The sequence below is a fragment of the Bradyrhizobium sp. CCBAU 45384 genome (assembly GCF_028128665.1).
GTDB lineage: Bacteria > Pseudomonadota > Alphaproteobacteria > Rhizobiales > Xanthobacteraceae > Bradyrhizobium > Bradyrhizobium manausense.
The window spans coordinates 13,512-29,239 of the sequence record NZ_LBIZ01000120.1 but is presented as its reverse complement, the minus strand read 5'-3'; the positions used below and the strand labels follow the sequence as shown (position 1 = coordinate 29,239).

At 63.5% G+C, this 15,728-nt stretch carries 13 protein-coding genes and 1 pseudogene; 8 read left to right on the top strand and 6 right to left on the bottom strand.

From position 1 onward, the window contains the following. Window positions 1–48: 48 nt before the first annotated feature. Window positions 49–513, bottom strand: a complete 465-nt coding sequence (locus XH80_RS39840; RefSeq protein WP_148755822.1) for an Lrp/AsnC family transcriptional regulator — start codon at window positions 511–513, stop codon at window positions 49–51. 159 nt (window positions 514–672) lie between these two features. On the opposite strand from XH80_RS39840, the gene XH80_RS39835 reads away from it, so the two are divergent. After that, window positions 673–1,689, top strand: a complete 1,017-nt coding sequence (locus XH80_RS39835) for a 1-aminocyclopropane-1-carboxylate deaminase (protein ID WP_057748155.1) — start codon at window positions 673–675, stop codon at window positions 1,687–1,689. 194 nt (window positions 1,690–1,883) lie between these two features. Here XH80_RS39835 and recQ read toward each other — a convergent pair whose 3' ends face one another. From recQ to XH80_RS39810, 5 genes are all read right to left on the bottom strand, one after another. Further along, on the bottom strand, window positions 1,884–3,749 hold the full coding sequence (gene recQ, locus XH80_RS39830; protein WP_271603357.1) for a DNA helicase RecQ: 1,866 nt from the start codon (window positions 3,747–3,749) through the stop codon (window positions 1,884–1,886). A 98-nt stretch (window positions 3,750–3,847) separates the two neighbouring features. Further along, window positions 3,848–4,591 (bottom strand): polysaccharide deacetylase family protein, encoded by a 744-nt coding sequence (locus XH80_RS39825; protein WP_271603356.1) that lies wholly within the window; start codon window positions 4,589–4,591, stop codon window positions 3,848–3,850. 80 nt (window positions 4,592–4,671) lie between these two features. Continuing rightward, window positions 4,672–5,700 (bottom strand): homoserine O-succinyltransferase MetA, encoded by a 1,029-nt coding sequence (metA, locus tag XH80_RS39820; RefSeq protein WP_271603355.1) that lies wholly within the window; start codon window positions 5,698–5,700, stop codon window positions 4,672–4,674. Between the two features lie 12 nt (window positions 5,701–5,712). Beyond that, window positions 5,713–7,014 carry an O-acetylhomoserine aminocarboxypropyltransferase/cysteine synthase family protein gene (locus tag XH80_RS39815; RefSeq protein ID WP_271603354.1) on the bottom strand — a complete coding sequence of 434 codons (1,302 nt, stop codon included), beginning with the start codon at window positions 7,012–7,014 and terminating at the stop codon, window positions 5,713–5,715. Window positions 7,015–7,204: 190 nt separating this feature from the next. Next, window positions 7,205–8,161: a MurR/RpiR family transcriptional regulator gene (locus XH80_RS39810; protein WP_271603353.1), complete on the bottom strand. Its 957-nt coding sequence runs from the start codon at window positions 8,159–8,161 to the stop codon at window positions 7,205–7,207. Window positions 8,162–8,403: 242 nt separating this feature from the next. Between XH80_RS39810 and XH80_RS39805 the strand changes: the two genes are divergently transcribed. The 7 genes and pseudogenes from XH80_RS39805 to XH80_RS39775 form a co-directional block, all read left to right on the top strand. Next, window positions 8,404–9,945 (top strand): ABC transporter substrate-binding protein, encoded by a 1,542-nt coding sequence (locus XH80_RS39805; RefSeq protein WP_271603352.1) that lies wholly within the window; start codon window positions 8,404–8,406, stop codon window positions 9,943–9,945. Window positions 9,946–10,021: 76 nt separating this feature from the next. Then, window positions 10,022–10,966 carry an ABC transporter permease gene (locus XH80_RS39800; protein WP_057748172.1) on the top strand — a complete coding sequence of 315 codons (945 nt, stop codon included), beginning with the start codon at window positions 10,022–10,024 and terminating at the stop codon, window positions 10,964–10,966. Next, window positions 10,963–11,823, top strand: coding sequence for an ABC transporter permease (locus XH80_RS39795; protein WP_271603351.1), 861 nt, complete (start codon window positions 10,963–10,965; stop codon window positions 11,821–11,823). The genes XH80_RS39800 and XH80_RS39795 overlap by 4 nt, the downstream gene beginning before the upstream one ends. Before the next feature lie 3 nt (window positions 11,824–11,826). Continuing rightward, on the top strand, window positions 11,827–12,801 hold the full coding sequence (locus XH80_RS39790; protein ID WP_271603350.1) for an ABC transporter ATP-binding protein: 975 nt from the start codon (window positions 11,827–11,829) through the stop codon (window positions 12,799–12,801). Next, the gene (locus tag XH80_RS39785) at window positions 12,798–13,748 is read left to right on the top strand and encodes an ABC transporter ATP-binding protein (protein ID WP_271603349.1); all 951 of its coding nucleotides are present in this window, start codon (window positions 12,798–12,800) and stop codon (window positions 13,746–13,748) included. The genes XH80_RS39790 and XH80_RS39785 overlap by 4 nt, the downstream gene beginning before the upstream one ends. A 104-nt stretch (window positions 13,749–13,852) precedes the next feature. Further along, window positions 13,853–14,488, top strand: a complete 636-nt coding sequence (locus tag XH80_RS39780; protein ID WP_271603348.1) for a LysE family translocator — start codon at window positions 13,853–13,855, stop codon at window positions 14,486–14,488. Window positions 14,489–14,711: 223 nt separating this feature from the next. Beyond that, window positions 14,712–15,713, top strand: a pseudogene (locus XH80_RS39775) (tetratricopeptide repeat protein); the annotation flags it as partial. Window positions 15,714–15,728: the final 15 nt, after the last annotated feature.

The following is a 15,728-nucleotide window of genomic DNA, read 5'->3' as shown; positions in this document are numbered from 1 at the left end:
TCCGCGCCCGGCTCAGAGCAGGAGTCGTCCGTGATCGTTCGACACCGCTCAGAACTCCAGCGGCGCGTTGTCGACGACTTCTTTCATCACGAAGAAGGTGCGGGTCTGGCGGACGCCCGGCAGCGCGATCAGCTGCTCGCCATGGATGCGGTTGAAATCTTCCATGTCGCCGACGCGGATCTTGAGGAAGTAGTCGAAATCGCCGGCGACGAGGTGGCAGTCGAGCACGAATTTCAGCCTGGCAATCGCCTGCTCGAACGTCGCAAAGCTCTCCGGGGTCGAGCGGTCGAGCACCACGCCGACCATCACCAGCGTGCCCTTGGCCACCTTCTTCGGCGCCACCATGGCGCGAACCGCGGCGATGAAGCCGTCCTCGAACAGGCGCTGGGTGCGGCGATGGCAGGTGGCGGGGCTGATCGCGACAGTTTCGGCCAGCTCGGCGTTGCTGAGCCTGCCGTTATTCTGCAGCAATCTCAACATCTTGAGGTCGATACGATCGAGTCGTGCGGACATGGAAGGAACTTCCGGATTAGGGGATATTCTCGGAAGGAATCTTAGCTTCCAGCGCATCTTTGGCAAGATTACGCGCAATATTGGTGCAATATTCGAAAGCACCTTTTTCCGGCGAATTGCTAGTCACATCCCAGCTATAACGCCATCAGGGATGATCCCATGAATCTGGACAAATTCGCGCGCTATCCGCTCACCTTCGGCCCGACCCCCATCGAGAAGCTCGAGCGGCTGTCGAAACATCTCGGCGGCAATGTCGAGATCTACGCCAAGCGCGAGGACTGCAATTCGGGCCTTGCCTATGGCGGCAACAAGCTGCGCAAGCTCGAATACATCATTCCCGATGCGATCGCCTCCAATGCCGACACGCTGGTCTCGATCGGCGGCGTGCAGTCCAACCACACCCGCATGATCGCGGCCGTCGCGGCCAAGATCGGCATGAAGTGCCGGCTGGTGCAGGAAGCCTGGGTCCCCCACGAGGACGCCGTCTATGACCGCGTCGGCAACATCATGCTCTCGCGCATCATGGGCGCGGACGTGCGCCTGGTCGACGACGGCTTCGACATCGGCATCCGCAAGAGCTGGGAGCAGGCGGTCGAGGACGTGAAGGCCGCCGGCGGCAAGCCCTACGCCATTCCGGCCGGCGCCTCCGTGCACAAATTCGGCGGGCTCGGCTATGTCGGCTTCGCCGAAGAGGTGCGCAAGCAGGAGAAAGAGCTCGGCTTCAAGTTCGACTACATCATCGTCTGCACCGTCACCGGTTCCACCCATGCCGGCATGCTGGTCGGCTTCGCCGCCGACGGCCGCGCGCGAAAGGTGATCGGCATCGATGGATCGTTCACCCCGGCGCAAACCAAGGCGCAGGTACTCTCGATCGCGCAGAACACTGCAAAACTCGTCGAGCTCGGCAAGGACATTGTTGCAGACGACGTCGTTCTGATCGAGGACTACGCCTATCCCGCCTATGGCGTGCCGTCGGAAGAAACCAAGGAGGCGATCCGCCTCACCGCACGGTTAGAAGCGATGATCACCGACCCTGTCTATGAAGGCAAGTCGATGCAGGGCCTGATCGACCTGACCAAGAAGGGCTATTTCGAGAAGGGCGCGAAGGTGCTCTACGCCCATCTCGGCGGCGCGCCTGCGTTGAACGGCTACGGATACGCGTTCCGGAACGGGTGAGAGGCTCTCCTCGCGCATCCTCACCAACGTCGTCCTGGCGAAAGCCAGTACCCATTACCCCGCCGTCAATTGTTGAAGCGCGCTGGGGCAACCAGCATGCCACGTGCCTCAGTCCGTGGTTATGAATCCCGGATCTGCGCACGCGCTTTGGGCGCGCTTGTCCGGGATGACGATGTGGGGAGATCGGGGCGCGCCTACCGCGTCCTGACGATCTGCAACAGCTCCTCGCCGTAATGCTCGAGCTTCTTGTCGCCGATGCCGGGGACATTGCGCAGCTCGTCGAGCGTGGTCGGCCAGGCCCGCACGATGCCGTCAATGGTGGCATCGTGCAGCACGACATAGGCGGGCACGCCGCGCTCGCGCGCCACATCCGAGCGCCAGGACCGTAGCCGCGCGCGCAATTCGGGATCGACATCGCCTTGTGGCGCGCCGGCAGCCGGCGCAAGGTCGCCGCGGCGGGACTTTGCGCGGCTGGAGCGGACGCGCGTGCCAGGCGCTTCCTCCCGCAACCACACCTCGGTCTCCCCACGCAGCACACCGCGCGCCGAGTCGGTCAGTTTCAGCGCGCCGAACGCCTCGCTGTCGGCGTGCAAATGGCCCATCGCCACCAGCTGCCGCAGCACGGTGCGCCACTGCTTCTCGTTGAGCTCGCGCCCGATGCCGAACACCGACAATTTGTCGTGGCCGAACTGCGTCACCTTGTCGGTCAGACGCCCGATCAGCACGTCGATCAGATGCATCGCGCCGAATCGTTGCCCGGTGCGATAGACGCAGGACAGCAGCTTTTGCGCCAGCACCTTGCCATCGCGCATCTTGGGCGGCGTCAGGCAATTGTCGCAATTGCCGCAATTCTCGGCCATCACCGTCTCGCCGAAATAGGCGAGCAGCCGCCTGCGCCGGCACTGCGCGGTCTCGGCGAGGCCGACCAGCGCGTCCAGCTTGCCGATCGACACGCGCTTGAACTCGTCCGAGCCGCTGGACTCGTCGATCATGCGGCGCTGCTGCACGATATCGGACAGCCCATAGGCCATCCACGCGGCGGACGGCTTGCCGTCACGACCGGCACGACCGGTCTCCTGGTAATAGGCCTCGATGCTCTTGGGCAGATCGAGATGGGCGACGAAGCGCACATCGGGCTTGTCGATGCCCATGCCGAAGGCGATGGTCGCGACGATGACGATGCCGTCCTCGTTGAGGAAGCGGTCCTGGTTGCGCGAGCGCACTTGGCTGTCGAGCCCGGCGTGATAAGGCAGCGCCGCAATGCCTGCGTCATCCAGCGCAGCTGCGACCTCTTCGACACGGTTGCGCGACAAGCAATAGACCACGCCGGCGTCGCCGGCATGGCGTTCCCGGATGAAATCCTTGAGCTGCGACACCGCGTTGCGCTTGTCGACGATCTCGTAGCGGATGTTGGGCCGGTCGAAGCTGGAGACGAATTGCGGGCTGTCGGTCAGCTGGAGGCGCTGGACGATCTCTTTCCGCGTCAGCTCATCCGCAGTCGCTGTCAGTGCGATGCGCGGCACATCGGGAAAGCGCTCGGCGATGACGGAGAGGCCGACATATTCAGGCCGGAAATCGTGGCCCCATTGCGAGACGCAATGCGCTTCGTCGATCGCAAACAGCGCCACCTTGGCCTGCGCCAGCATCGACAGGCAGCGCGGCGTGACCAGCCGTTCCGGCGCCACATAGAGCAGGTCGAGATCGCCGGCGATCAGACGGCGCTCGATCTCGGAGGCCTCCTGGAACGACAGCGACGAGTTCAGCGCAGCGGCATTGACGCCGGCCTCGATCAGGCCCGCGACCTGATCGCGCATCAGCGCGATCAGCGGCGAGACCACGATGCCGCAGCCTTCGCGCAGCAGCGACGGCAATTGATAGCACAACGACTTGCCGCCGCCGGTCGGCATCAGCACCAAGCAATTGCCGCCGTCGGTCACATGACGGATGATCTCGCCCTGCGCGCCGCGAAAGCCCGGCAGCCCGAACACCGAATGCAGCACCGACAGCGCATCGCGGCCATCGGCCGACACTGGCAGCGGAGAGGTGGAAGGGGCGGACATGGGCGCGTCGGGGGCTTGAGAGATTCGTCACGACGCAAGTCGCATGACGGCGGGGACGTTGCAAGACGATTTGGGCGGCAAGGCGCCGTGTTTCCCTTCTACGCCCCGATCCTGCGCAAGGCCTCGGCGACCGTCACGATCGGCATGCTGCGCTTCTCGGCCGCCTCCAGCGCGTGGTGCAGCAGGGCCGGTGTGCAGCCATAGGGGCTCGGCGCATCGACGACGTCGTGGCCGTAGAAGATCAACCAGCCACCGCTCGCAACGGCGTCGTCGAAGTAACGGTCCACCCCATCCGTATCGATCTCGCAATTGACCAGGGGCGAAGCGCGCAGGAACTGGAGATCGATCACGTCGCTGTTGACGCCGGGAAGGATGCCCCGCGCCGAGCGGAAAGTTTTGGCGAGCTGCGGCTTGCGCCAGACCGAAGCGAGGCCATAGGGATAGGCGAAATTCTCAAGCCGGATCGAGGAGTCGATGCCGCGGAAATGGCTACGGTTCAGCTCGATCTCGCGCGCCATCGCGCTCTCATCAAGATCCACCGCGCGCAGATGCGAGAAGGTATGACAGCCAATCTCGTGACCAGCCTGGTGCAGACGCACGATCGCATCGTTCGACAGGCCACGCCAATGATGGTCGGGCTGGTCGATCAGGCTGCCGGCGATATAGAACGTGCCGCGGCCGCCATGGGCTTCCAGCAACGCGGCGCCCTCGCCTGCGGCGCTATCGGGCGCGTCATCGAAGGTGAAGCTCACCATCGGTGCATGTGTCGGCAAGCGGTGCGGCGTGGCGCGGAAATGCCGGGCGAGCCGATTGCTCAAGCGTCCGTTGAGGCTTGACAGCACGAGTGCATTCCCTGTGACTCTGTATTTCTGCACTGAAACATTTGCGCGGGGTGTGACGCAAGTTTAACGCTTGGGTAATCCTAACGCGGAACCGGAGGCTCCGAGGTTAAAGGCGCGGGCAGTGGAGCATCCGCCTCCGCGCCGAGATATCGCAACCAATTGCGAAACAACGCCGCCGCGGCGCTACCGGCCGCAATATCTGTCCGCAAGGTCAGCGCAGGCAACTCGTTGGTCAGCGCCGGATGACGCTGATGCTTCGCGCGCTTCTCGAAGCGCGCGAGTTTCTCTTCGGTCGCCGCGTCGAAATAGCTCACCGGGAGGGCGGGATAGACCTCCCGCTCGCGCGCGAGATAACGACCGATGTCGCGCAGATATTCGCGCTGCAGCGACAGCGCGTCATACTCGGGATGGCCCTGGAAGAACACGAAGCGGCTGGCATATTGCCTGACGAAAACGTCGACGCCAGCTTGGGCCGACCGGGTCAGCACCTGATAGCCGGCCTGTGCGAGATCCCTCTCGGTCACCTCGTTCAGGCGCGAATGCGAGACCTTGAGCGGCGCCGGCGCATCGCGGGTCAGCGGGTCGCCGGTCACGGCCTCGCAGTCGAAGATGCCATGGCATTTCGACGGCAGCCGCTGCCGTTCAATCCGATCAAGATGCAGCACCGCGGCATGGGCGGCGAGGCACGACCAGATCGTCGAGCGCGTATTGACCCTGGCCCAGTCGATCAGCTCGGTGAGATCGCGCCAATACGGTTCCTGGTCGAGGTCGGGCGCGATGGGTTCGGCGCCTGTCACGATCAGGCCATCGAATTTCTGGTGCTTGAGATCCACCAGATCGGAATATTCGCTCTCGACATGCCATTTCGCTTCCGGCGAACGCTTCACCGACGGCAGCGAGAAGCAATGGAAGCGGATGCGGCGCGGTCCCGCGGCGGCCTGCAGCAGCTTCATGAACTGCCGCTCGGTCGCCTTCAGCGCTGCATCCGGCATGTTGTTGATCAGCCCAATGGTGAGCGCAGCACCCGCATGATCGCGCGCGAGGTCGCCCTCGGCCGGAACCAGCGCCGGGCTTGCGATCCCTTGATCCCTGGCGATCAAGATGCTCATCGGCCCGATTGCTTACTCCGCCGCCTGGAGACGCGCGGCCGGACAGGCCTTTTCCAGCGCCTGATCGATGTCCTCGATGATATCAGAGGCGTGCTCGATGCCGATCGAGAGACGGATGGTCTCCGGCAGCACGCCGGCAGCGCGCTGTTGCTCCGCCGACATCTGGCGGTGCGTGGTCGAGGCCGGATGGCAGGCCAGCGACTTGGCGTCGCCGATATTGACGAGACGCGTGATCAGCTTCAGCGCGTCATAGAAGGCCTTGCCAGCCTCCATGCCGCCCTTGATGCCGAAGGTGAACAGGGAGGAAGCGTTGCCGTCGAGATATTTCTGGACCAACGGATAATAGGGGCTATCCGGGAAGCCGGTATAGTTGACCCAGGCGACGCGCGGATCGTTGCGCAGGAATTCGGCGACCTTGCGGGCGTTCTCGCAATGGCGCTCCATGCGCAGCGCCACGGTCTCGATGCCCTGCAAAAGCAGGAAGGCGTTGAACGGCGACAGCACCGAACCCATGGTGCGCTGATAGACGCTGCGCGCGCGCTCGATATAGGCGGTCCTGCCGAAGCGCTCGGCATAGACGAGGCCGTGATAGGAGGCATCCGGCTTGTTGTAGGCCGGGAAGCGGTCGGCATGCTCGGCCCAGGGGAAATTTCCGGAATCGACGATGGCGCCGCCGAGCGTGGTGCCGTGGCCGCCCAGGAACTTGGTCAGCGAATGCACGGCGATGTCGGCGCCGTAGTCGAACGGCTTGAGCAGGATCGGCGTTGCGACGGTGTTGTCGACGATCAGCGGCACGCCATGGGCATGCGCGATTTTTGCGAGGGCCTCGATGTCGCAGACATTGCCGGCGGGATTGCCGATGGTCTCGGCAAACACGGCGCGGGTGTTCTCGTCGATCAGCCTTGCGATCGCCTCGGGCGCATCACTCTCGGCGAAGCGGCCGGTGATACCCTGCCGCGGCAGGATGTGTGACAGCAGCGTGTGGGTGGTGCCATAGAGCTGCGGCACGGAGACGATGTTGCCGCCGTGATCGGCGACGTTGACGAAAGCAAAATGCAGCGCAGCCTGGCCGGTCGCGACCGCAAGCGCGCCGACGCCGCCTTCAAGCTGGGCGATGCGCTTCTCCAGCACGGCGCTGGTCGGATTGGCGATGCGGCTGTAACGAAAACCTTCGGCCTCGAGATTGAACAGCGCGGCGCCGTGATCGGCGCTGTCGAAGGCGTAGGCGGCGGTCTGGTAGATCGGCACGGCGACCGCATGCGTGGTGGCTTCGGGCTCGTAGCCCGCGTGAATTGCGATCGTCTCGTTGCGCATCGTACCACCTCCGCAGGGGAGCGGGCCGCACTTATTGGCCTGTATGAGGCATGTGCGTTGTCCGCCGTCCCTCTGTTAGAGGCGGGTGGTAAAGCGGACAATAATTCGCTTAGAGATCGAGGAAGTAACCCTAATGGTTGTTGGTGAATTGGCTAAAATTCGAGTCAATTGGATTAACGACTGCGGCAGTTCAGTCGCCAAGCGGCCCATTTGAATTCCCGTCGGCGCCCTTCAGCAGCTCGTATTTGATCCGGCGCATCCGTGTCTGGGCTTCGAGCGGCTTGCAATAGGCCGTCGATGCCGCGAGCAGATCGATGGCCGCAAGAAGGGCATAGCGCGACGCAGTCGGCTTGAGCGCATCGGGCGCTTCGGGCACGTGCACGCCAAGTGCGATATCGGCGATCGAAGCCAACCTGCTGTGCGGCTTGGTGATCGCGACAACAAGAGCACCGTATTGCTTGGCGATAATGGCTGCCTCGATCACCTCCTTCGCCATACCGGTGGTCGAGATGGCGACCACGACATCGTCCCGGCCAAAGGTTGCGGCGATCATGCGCATCAAGCTCGGGTCGGAGCTGTGCGAGACGGCGATCCCAAGACGAAAGAAGCGATTTTGAACCTCCATCGCCGCAAGGGTCGAGCCGCCACCCACGCCGAACGCGGCAAGTTTCGAACAGCGGGAGATGGCTTCGGCAGCCCTCTCGACGTCCTCTCTCTGCAGCCCCTCTTCGGCGGCAGCAATGGCGCGGCGAATTTCCTGGAACACCGAGCGCCAGAGCGCAGGACGCGCCAGATCCGTGCCGACATGCGGAGGCAGTTCAAGGTAAATCCGCCCAACCGCCATCGCCTGGGCCAGCCTCACCTTGAGGTCACGGACGCCACGACAGCCAACGGAGCGGCTGAACCTGGTCACTGTCGGTTCACTGACGCGCGCGCTGCGCGCCAGCTCCGCATTGCTAGCGTGAATGGCAAACTCAACGTCAGCCAGCAGCGCCATGGCAACGCGCTGCTCCGAGGGACTGAGATCAGGAGCACTTTGTCTGATGACGGAGACGATATCGCCGGCCACGAAAGCGTCGCGGCGCGATGGCGTCGAGGCAGCTGTCCCAGCGGTTTTCGCCGTTTGAATTCGCTTCGCACGCGGCATGCGCGCCCTTCCTCAGGTCGGATTAACCTGCGCCTTGGCCCGGAGATCGCCGTAAGAAACCTTCAGTGTCGACCGGTTCAGCTAATGGCGGGTGAGCAATTCCTGGCAATTTTTCGCTTGAAACTTAGCATAATCTGCCTGTAACTTTCAAACAAACGATAACGGGCCGCCCGATCAAATCCGGAAGGGCGCATCCCCCGCACGTCGAGGCAGGCGGCGGAAACAAGCTGGGAGGGGCGATCATGAGATGCGACCTCAGTATATTGATGCGCGGCGCGGTCGGGATCGCCACCGCATTGTTTCTGAACGCACAGGCCAGCGCGGCCACCCTGCTTCGCGAAGCCACCATCGGCGAACCGCCGCCACTCGATGTCATGCTGACGACAGCCGACGTCGCCTCCGTCATCGGCCGTCACATCTTCGAAACATTATATGCGCTGGACTCGACCTATACGCCACGCCCGCTGCTGGCCGAGAGTGATCGCGAGGAAGACGGCGGCAAGACCATCGTCATCAAGCTCCGCGAGGGCGTCCCTTTCCACAACGGCAAGGAAATGACCGCCAAGGATGTGGTCGCTTCGATGACGCGGTGGGGCAGTGTCGGCGCGCGCGGCAAGCTCCTGATGGCCGCAGCCGTCTCGGTCGAGGCGACTGGAAAGTATGAGGTCACGCTGAAGCTATCGGCGCCCAACGGCGCCTGGAAGACTCTCATTGCGGACGTCAATGGTGGCCTTGCGATCTATCCGGAAGAGATCGCCGCCAACGCAGGCAACAAGCCGATCGAGCAGAAGGACTATATCGGCACCGGGCCTTACAAATTCGTGGAGTGGCGGCCGAACCGCTATGTCGAGGTGGAGAAATTCGATGGCTACAAGCCGGTGAAGGAAAAGGGCGACGGCTTCGCCGGCGCCCGCGTCGCCAATTTCGACAAGATCCGGTTCATTCCGGTCCCGGACGTCGGCACCCGCGTCAGCGGCGTGCAGGCCGGCGACTACGATTACGCGGAAATGATCTCCGGCGATCTGTACGAATCCCTGAGCAAGGACCCGTCGGTTCAGGTGCAGCGTACCAACGCGCCGATCTTCGGCCTTTTCTTCATGAATTCGAAGCAGGGAATCCTGAAGGACAATTACAAGCTCCGCCGCGCCATCCAGACCGCGCTGGACAAGTCGCAGGCCCTGCGCGTCGCCTTCGGCTCCAAGGAGCTGTGGAATGCCGAAGGGTCGATCTTTCCCAAGGGCACGCCCTGGTACTCGGCAGAAGGCGTGTCCGGCTACAGCCCCCACGATCCCAAGAAGGCCAAGGAGCTCGCCAAGGAGGCGGACTACACGGGGACTCCGATCCGCCTGCTGGTCTCGACGAACTATCAGGCGCACTATGATGAAGCCTCTGTCTTCACGCGCCAATTGGCAGACGCCGGCATCAATGTTCAGATGATGGTCGTCGATTGGGCGACGCTTCTGAAGATGCGAGGCCAGCCGGAACAGTGGGACATCTTTGTCACCCACCATTCCTTCTCGCCCGATCCGCTGCTCTTCACCTTCCTGAATGCGAGCTATCCCGGATGGTGGGACAGCCCCGAGATCAGCTCGCTTCGAGTCGAGCTGATCAGATCGACCGATCCGGCCGCACGCAAGGCGACATGGGACAAGATCCAAGCGCTGATCTACGACCAGGTTCCGGTGATGAAAGTAGGCGATGCCTACACCTATGACATCGCGTCTCCCAAGCTGAAGGGACTGAACCCGAATGGTCCCGCATTCTGGAATGTGTCCACGAAGTAAGGACGGGCAATGAGACCACCGGGAATGTCCAGCGCCGCCAGCGCGCATCGCCGCCGCTGATCGGCCGCACGATCGCATGTGGTCTTACTCACTCAAGCGCGCGGCAACGACGGCGGTGACGCTTCTGGCGGCGTCCGTCATCATCTTTGCCTTCATCCATATCGTCCCGGGCGATCCCATCTACGTTCTGCTCGGTGACACCGCGACGCCCGATCAGATCGACGCCCTCCGACACCAGCTCGGCCTCGACCAACCGATCGTCCTGCAATATCTGACCTGGATCGGCCACGTGACCGAGGGCAATCTCGGGCGGTCGATCTTCTTCCAGGCGCCGGTGTTGTCGGTCATTGCCGATGGTGCCGAGACCAGCGCCTTGCTCGCCACCATGACGATGATCTGGGTTACGCTGATCGGCGTGCCGATCGGCATGATCGCGGCGGTCCGGCACGGCACCTGGCTCGACCAGGGACTATCAGGCGCGGCGATGCTGATGGCCTCGATTCCCACGTTCTGGGTCGGGCTGTATTTGATCCTGATCTTCGCCGCGTGGCTCGGCTGGTTTCCGAGCTCCGGCTATCCATCGATTTTCGAAGGCGGCATCGTCAATCTCCGCTATCTCGTCCTGCCGAGTCTCGCGCTTGCGGCGCCGAATGCCGCGTTGATTCTGCGGCTGACCCGCGCCAGCATGCTCGACGTCTCCCGCGAGGATTACGTGCGCACGGCGCGTGCAAAGGGCATCCGCCCCTGGCAGGTCGTGACCCGGCACATTCTGCGCAACGCGCTCCTCGCGGTGGTCTCGGCATTCGGCTTCACTTTCGCGGCGCTGCTGTCCGAAGCCGTGGTGACTGAAACCGTGTTTGCCCTGCCGGGTATCGGCCGCCTCGTCGTTCAGTCGATCCTCCGCCGGGACTATCCAGTGATCCAGGGCGTCATTCTGGTCATCGTCGTCGTGTATCTCCTGGTCAACCTGATCGTCGATCTGAGCTATCGCCTGCTCGATCCCAGGGTCGAACTGCAATGAGCCGTGAGGGCGCAATCTTCTGGCTGAAGCCGTTCATCGCGCGACCGATCGCACTGATGGGGCTCGGCATCCTGCTGGCGACCGTGCTCGCCGCGACTTTCGCGCCCTGGCTCGCACCTTACGATCCCTACGCCATCGATCCGTCGATCCGTCTGACACCTCCAAACGCGCTTCATTGGTTCGGCACCGACCAATTCGGCCGGGACACCTTGTCGCGCGCCATCCAGTCGGCGCGCATGGCGTTGCTGATCGGTTCGGGCGTGGTCATGTTCGCGCTTGTCACAGGCGTGCCGATCGGCGTGCTGTCAGCCCTGTTCCCCCGGCTCGGCCATGTGCTGATGCGCATGGTCGATGTGCTCATGGCGTTTCCGAGCCTGCTGCTCGCACTTGGGCTGATCGTCGTCCTCGGTCCGAGCGTGGTGAACGCCATTCTGGCGATCGGGTTCGGCTACATGACCACGACGACGCGGATCGTTTACGGCCTGACGCTGCGCTTGCGCACGGAGACCTATGTCGAGGCGTCCCGCAGCATGGGCGCCGGAACGGCCTGGCTCATCGGCAAGCATATCTTGCCGAACCTGGTCTCACCGCTTCTTGTGCAGGCCAGCTTCGTCTTTGCATTCGCGCAGCTTGGCGCGGCATCGCTGGATTTCCTCGGCCTCGGCGCGCCGCCGGAGATTCCGAGCTGGGGCAACATGCTGGCGGAATCGCGCACCTTCATCACCCGCGCGCCGTGGCTGCTGTTCTTTCCGGGCATGATGATCGTGGCAACTGCGTTTTCGCTCAACCTGGTCGGCGATGCCATGCGCGATCGCCTCGATCCCCGGTTCCGTCAGCTCCTTGGCGAGAAGGGCTAGATCGTGCTGTCCGTTCGCGACCTTACCGTGTCATTGGGGCCCGCGACTGCACCGGTCGATATCGTCGCCGGCGTGTCCTTCGAACTTGCCAAGGGCGAAATCCTCGGCCTCGTCGGCGAATCCGGCTGCGGCAAGAGCATGACCTCGCTCGCGGTGATGGGATTGCTGCCGCAGCCCGGCCCGCGGATCCGCACCGGCCGCGTCCTGTTGGAGGGCTGCGACGTGACACAGCTGCAGCCCTGGCAGCGCGTCGAAGCGGGCCACGGCCGCATGGCCATGATCTTTCAGGAGCCGATGACCTCGCTGAACCCCGTGCGTCGGATCGGCGATCAGATTGCCGAAGCCGTGCGCGTGCATGATCGCGTGTCCGACGCTCCGGCAACCGCCCGGGCACGCGAGCTGCTCGAGCTGGTGCGCATGCCGGATCCCGCAATGCAGCTGTCCGCGTATCCGCATCAACTCTCCGGCGGCCAGCGCCAGCGGATCATGATCGCGATCGCGCTGGCCTGCAGGCCCCAGGTTCTGATTGCCGATGAACCGACCACGGCCCTGGATGTCACCATCCAGGTGCAGGTTCTCGGCCTGCTGCGCGAGCTCTGCAACCGCCTGGACATGGCGATGTTGTTCATCACCCACGACATGGGGGTGATCGCGCAGCTCGCGGATCGCGTTTCGGTCATGTATGCGGGTCGGATCGTGGAGACCGCTGATGTCGCGGCGTTGTTCGGCAGACCGCGCCATCATTACACGCGCGGACTGATGGACTGCATGCCGTCGCGGAATTCCGGCGCGCGCCGCCTGCCAACCATCGCGGGCCAGCCGCCGGCACCCGGTACGGTCGCTGCCGGCTGCGTCTTTGCCTCACGATGCCCGGCGGCGCGCGAGCCGTGCCGCACGGCGGATCCGCCGCGCGCGGAAGTTTCGCGAGGACATGAAGTGCTCTGCGCCTTCCCCCTGGACGATGGGGGACCGCGATGAACGGAAACGCTGTCCTCGACATCAAGGACCTGAAGGTCTCCTTCAAGGTCAGGCGCGCCGGCCGAAAATATCAGGTGCGCGCGGTGGATGGCGTGTCGCTGTCGCTGGCAGAGGGCGAGGTGCTCGGAATCGTCGGCGAGTCAGGCTGCGGCAAGACCACGGTGGGCCGGTCCATCGTGGGGCTGGTCCGGCCCGACAGCGGCAGCATCAGCTTCAAGGGAAGGGACGTGACGGGCGCCGGCCTTCGCGACATGCGCCTGAACATCCGGATGGTGTTCCAGGATCCCTATGCATCGCTCAACCCGCGGCGCGCGATCGGAGACTCGGTCGCGGAGGCTGGCGATATCAACGGCTTCTTCACCAGTCGCAGCCAGCGCAGCGCCGCGATCGCCGCCACGCTGACGGCGGTCGGACTGGATCCGTCCTTCGCCGCTCGCTATCCGTACGAACTCAGTGGCGGACAGCGACAACGCGCCGGCATCGCGCGAACAATTCTCCCCTCTCCGTCCATCGTGATTGCCGACGAGCCGGTCTCGGCCCTCGACGTGTCGGTGCAGGCCCAGGTGCTCAACCTGATGATGGACCTGCGCGAGCAGCTCGGACTGTCGATGCTGTTCATCTCCCACGATCTCGGCGTCATCGGGCAAATCAGCAATCGTGTTGCCGTGATGTATATGGGCCGGATCGTGGAGCAGGCCGCAACGCGCACGGTTCTGGATGATCCGCGCCATCCCTATACGCGATCGCTGGTGGCGGCCATTCCGAAGCCGGACCCATCCAGGCGAATCCTCGGTGCCATCGAAACGGGTGAACCGCCAAGCCTCTTCAAGCGGCCAAGCGGCTGCGCCTACGCGCCACGTTGTCCGCTGGCCAGCGATCGCTGCCTAGTCGACGTTCCCGAACTTCGTTCCGTGGACGACAGAGCACTCGCCTGCCACAACGTATAGCCGGCGAGCACGTCTACCCTCATGATCGTCATCGGCTACGCCGAGCCGAGCCAAAGACCTCGGCAGTGTGTATAATCGCCGGCAACGTGGCGGAGTAGCAGAGCATGCTAACTTTTCTTGCATTCATCGGGACGTCGATCATCGTCATCGTCACGCCGGGGCCCGATACGGCGACGACAATCCGCAGCACCCTTTTGGCCGGGCGGACTGGCGGGATTTGCACGGCGGCCGGCATAGCAGTTGGACAGACAGTCTGGGCGCTGGCGACCAGCGTCGGCCTTGCTGCTCTCCTGGTGGCGTCGGCGCCACTGTTTCTCACGATCAAGTATTTGGGGGCCGCTTATCTTATCTATCTGGGCCTCGTCGCGTTGTACGAAGCCCTTTGGCCGCCGGAACAAGGTTCGGGGATCGCGGTGGAAATCCAGCCGCATGGCCGCGTAAGCCCTTGGATGGCCTTCAGGCAGGGCCTCATCAGCGATCTCGGCAATCCCAAGATGGCTGTTTTCTTCACCAGCCTGCTTCCCCAGTTTGCACCGATGGGCGGTTCGACCTTTGCCACACTGCTCGCTCTTGGAATTGTCTTTGCAGTCATGACCTTTCTCTGGCTCGCATTTTATGCCGCAGCCATTCACAAGGTGCGGCGTGCACTTCAACGCCCCACCGTGCGTCGCCTTGTGGAGGGCGCGACCGGAGCGGTCCTGATTGCCCTGGGTTTGCGCATCGCCACCGAGCAGCGGTAGAGCATACCAGGAAGCGTACTCTCACAAACCGACGTTCCGAACCCGCCGCGTGCTCAAAACGTCGGCGCGGTCATCTTTGCGCGCGGCACGTCGAACCGTTTGGCGCTGACTGAACACCAACCTTCTTGGATCTGGACCAAGCAAAGCGCGTCATCGACCTGCCTTGTTCGTTCGGGCTCAGCACAACCTCGATGCAATCGCGGTGCGGATCAGGAGGCGTGAGATGATCCTCGAATGGCGACGGAAAGCCGCAGCGCTGGCGGCCGGGTTCGCAACTGTCGCGGTGCTCGCGGTGGCGCCGGCGGCGGCACAGCGCACCGATATCGAAACGGTGCAGAAGCACTTCAATGCGCTGCTGGCCGCGGGAAAATATGAAGACGCACTCGTCGAATGGCAGAAGCTCGAGGCGGCCGTAAAGGCCCGATTCGGGACCGAGCACCCGAACTATGCCCTCATTCTGCTCAAGGTGGCCGTGACCTACCAGAACCAGGGCCGCTATGACGACGCCGAAGCCGCCTACAAGCGCGCTGCCGCGATCCTGGAGAAGGCGCTCGGGCCAAATCATCCGCTGGTCGCCACCGCGGTCGACGACATGGCCGCCGTGTACCTCTACGAAGCGCGTTACGACGAGGCCGAGGCGCTGTTCAAGCGCGCATTGGCGATCCGCGAACAGGCGCTCGGACCTGAACATCCGGACCTCGCCGCGACGTTGAACAACCTGGCCGTCGTGTATCAACGCCAGGGGCGCTTTGGCGAAGCAGAGCCGATGTTGAAGCGCGCGCTGGCGATCACGGAAAAAGCCCTCGGCCCGAACCATACCCAAGTCGCAGCCGCGCTTGTCAATCTCGGCCTTCTCTATCAAGACCAGGCGCGCTATGGCGACGCCGAAGGCCTGTTCCGGCGAGCGCTGGCGATCCAGGAGAAGGCCACCGGCCCGGTCCATCCGATCGTGGCCAACATCCTGCACAACCTTGCCTCGACCGCCGAGGACCAGGGCCGCACGGCCGAGGCTGAAGCGCTCTACAAGCGGGCGCTGGCGATCAAGGAAAAGATGCTGGGGCCGAACCACCCCGATCTGGCCGACACCCTCGACAATCTGGCCGTGCTGTACGGCGGCGAGAACCGCAGCGACGAGGCGGAGGCACTGTACCGGCGGGCGCTGACAATCCAGGAGCGGGCACTGGGTAAGGATCATCCCGACGTCGCGCACATCCTGAACAATCTCGCTCTCGAATTCGAG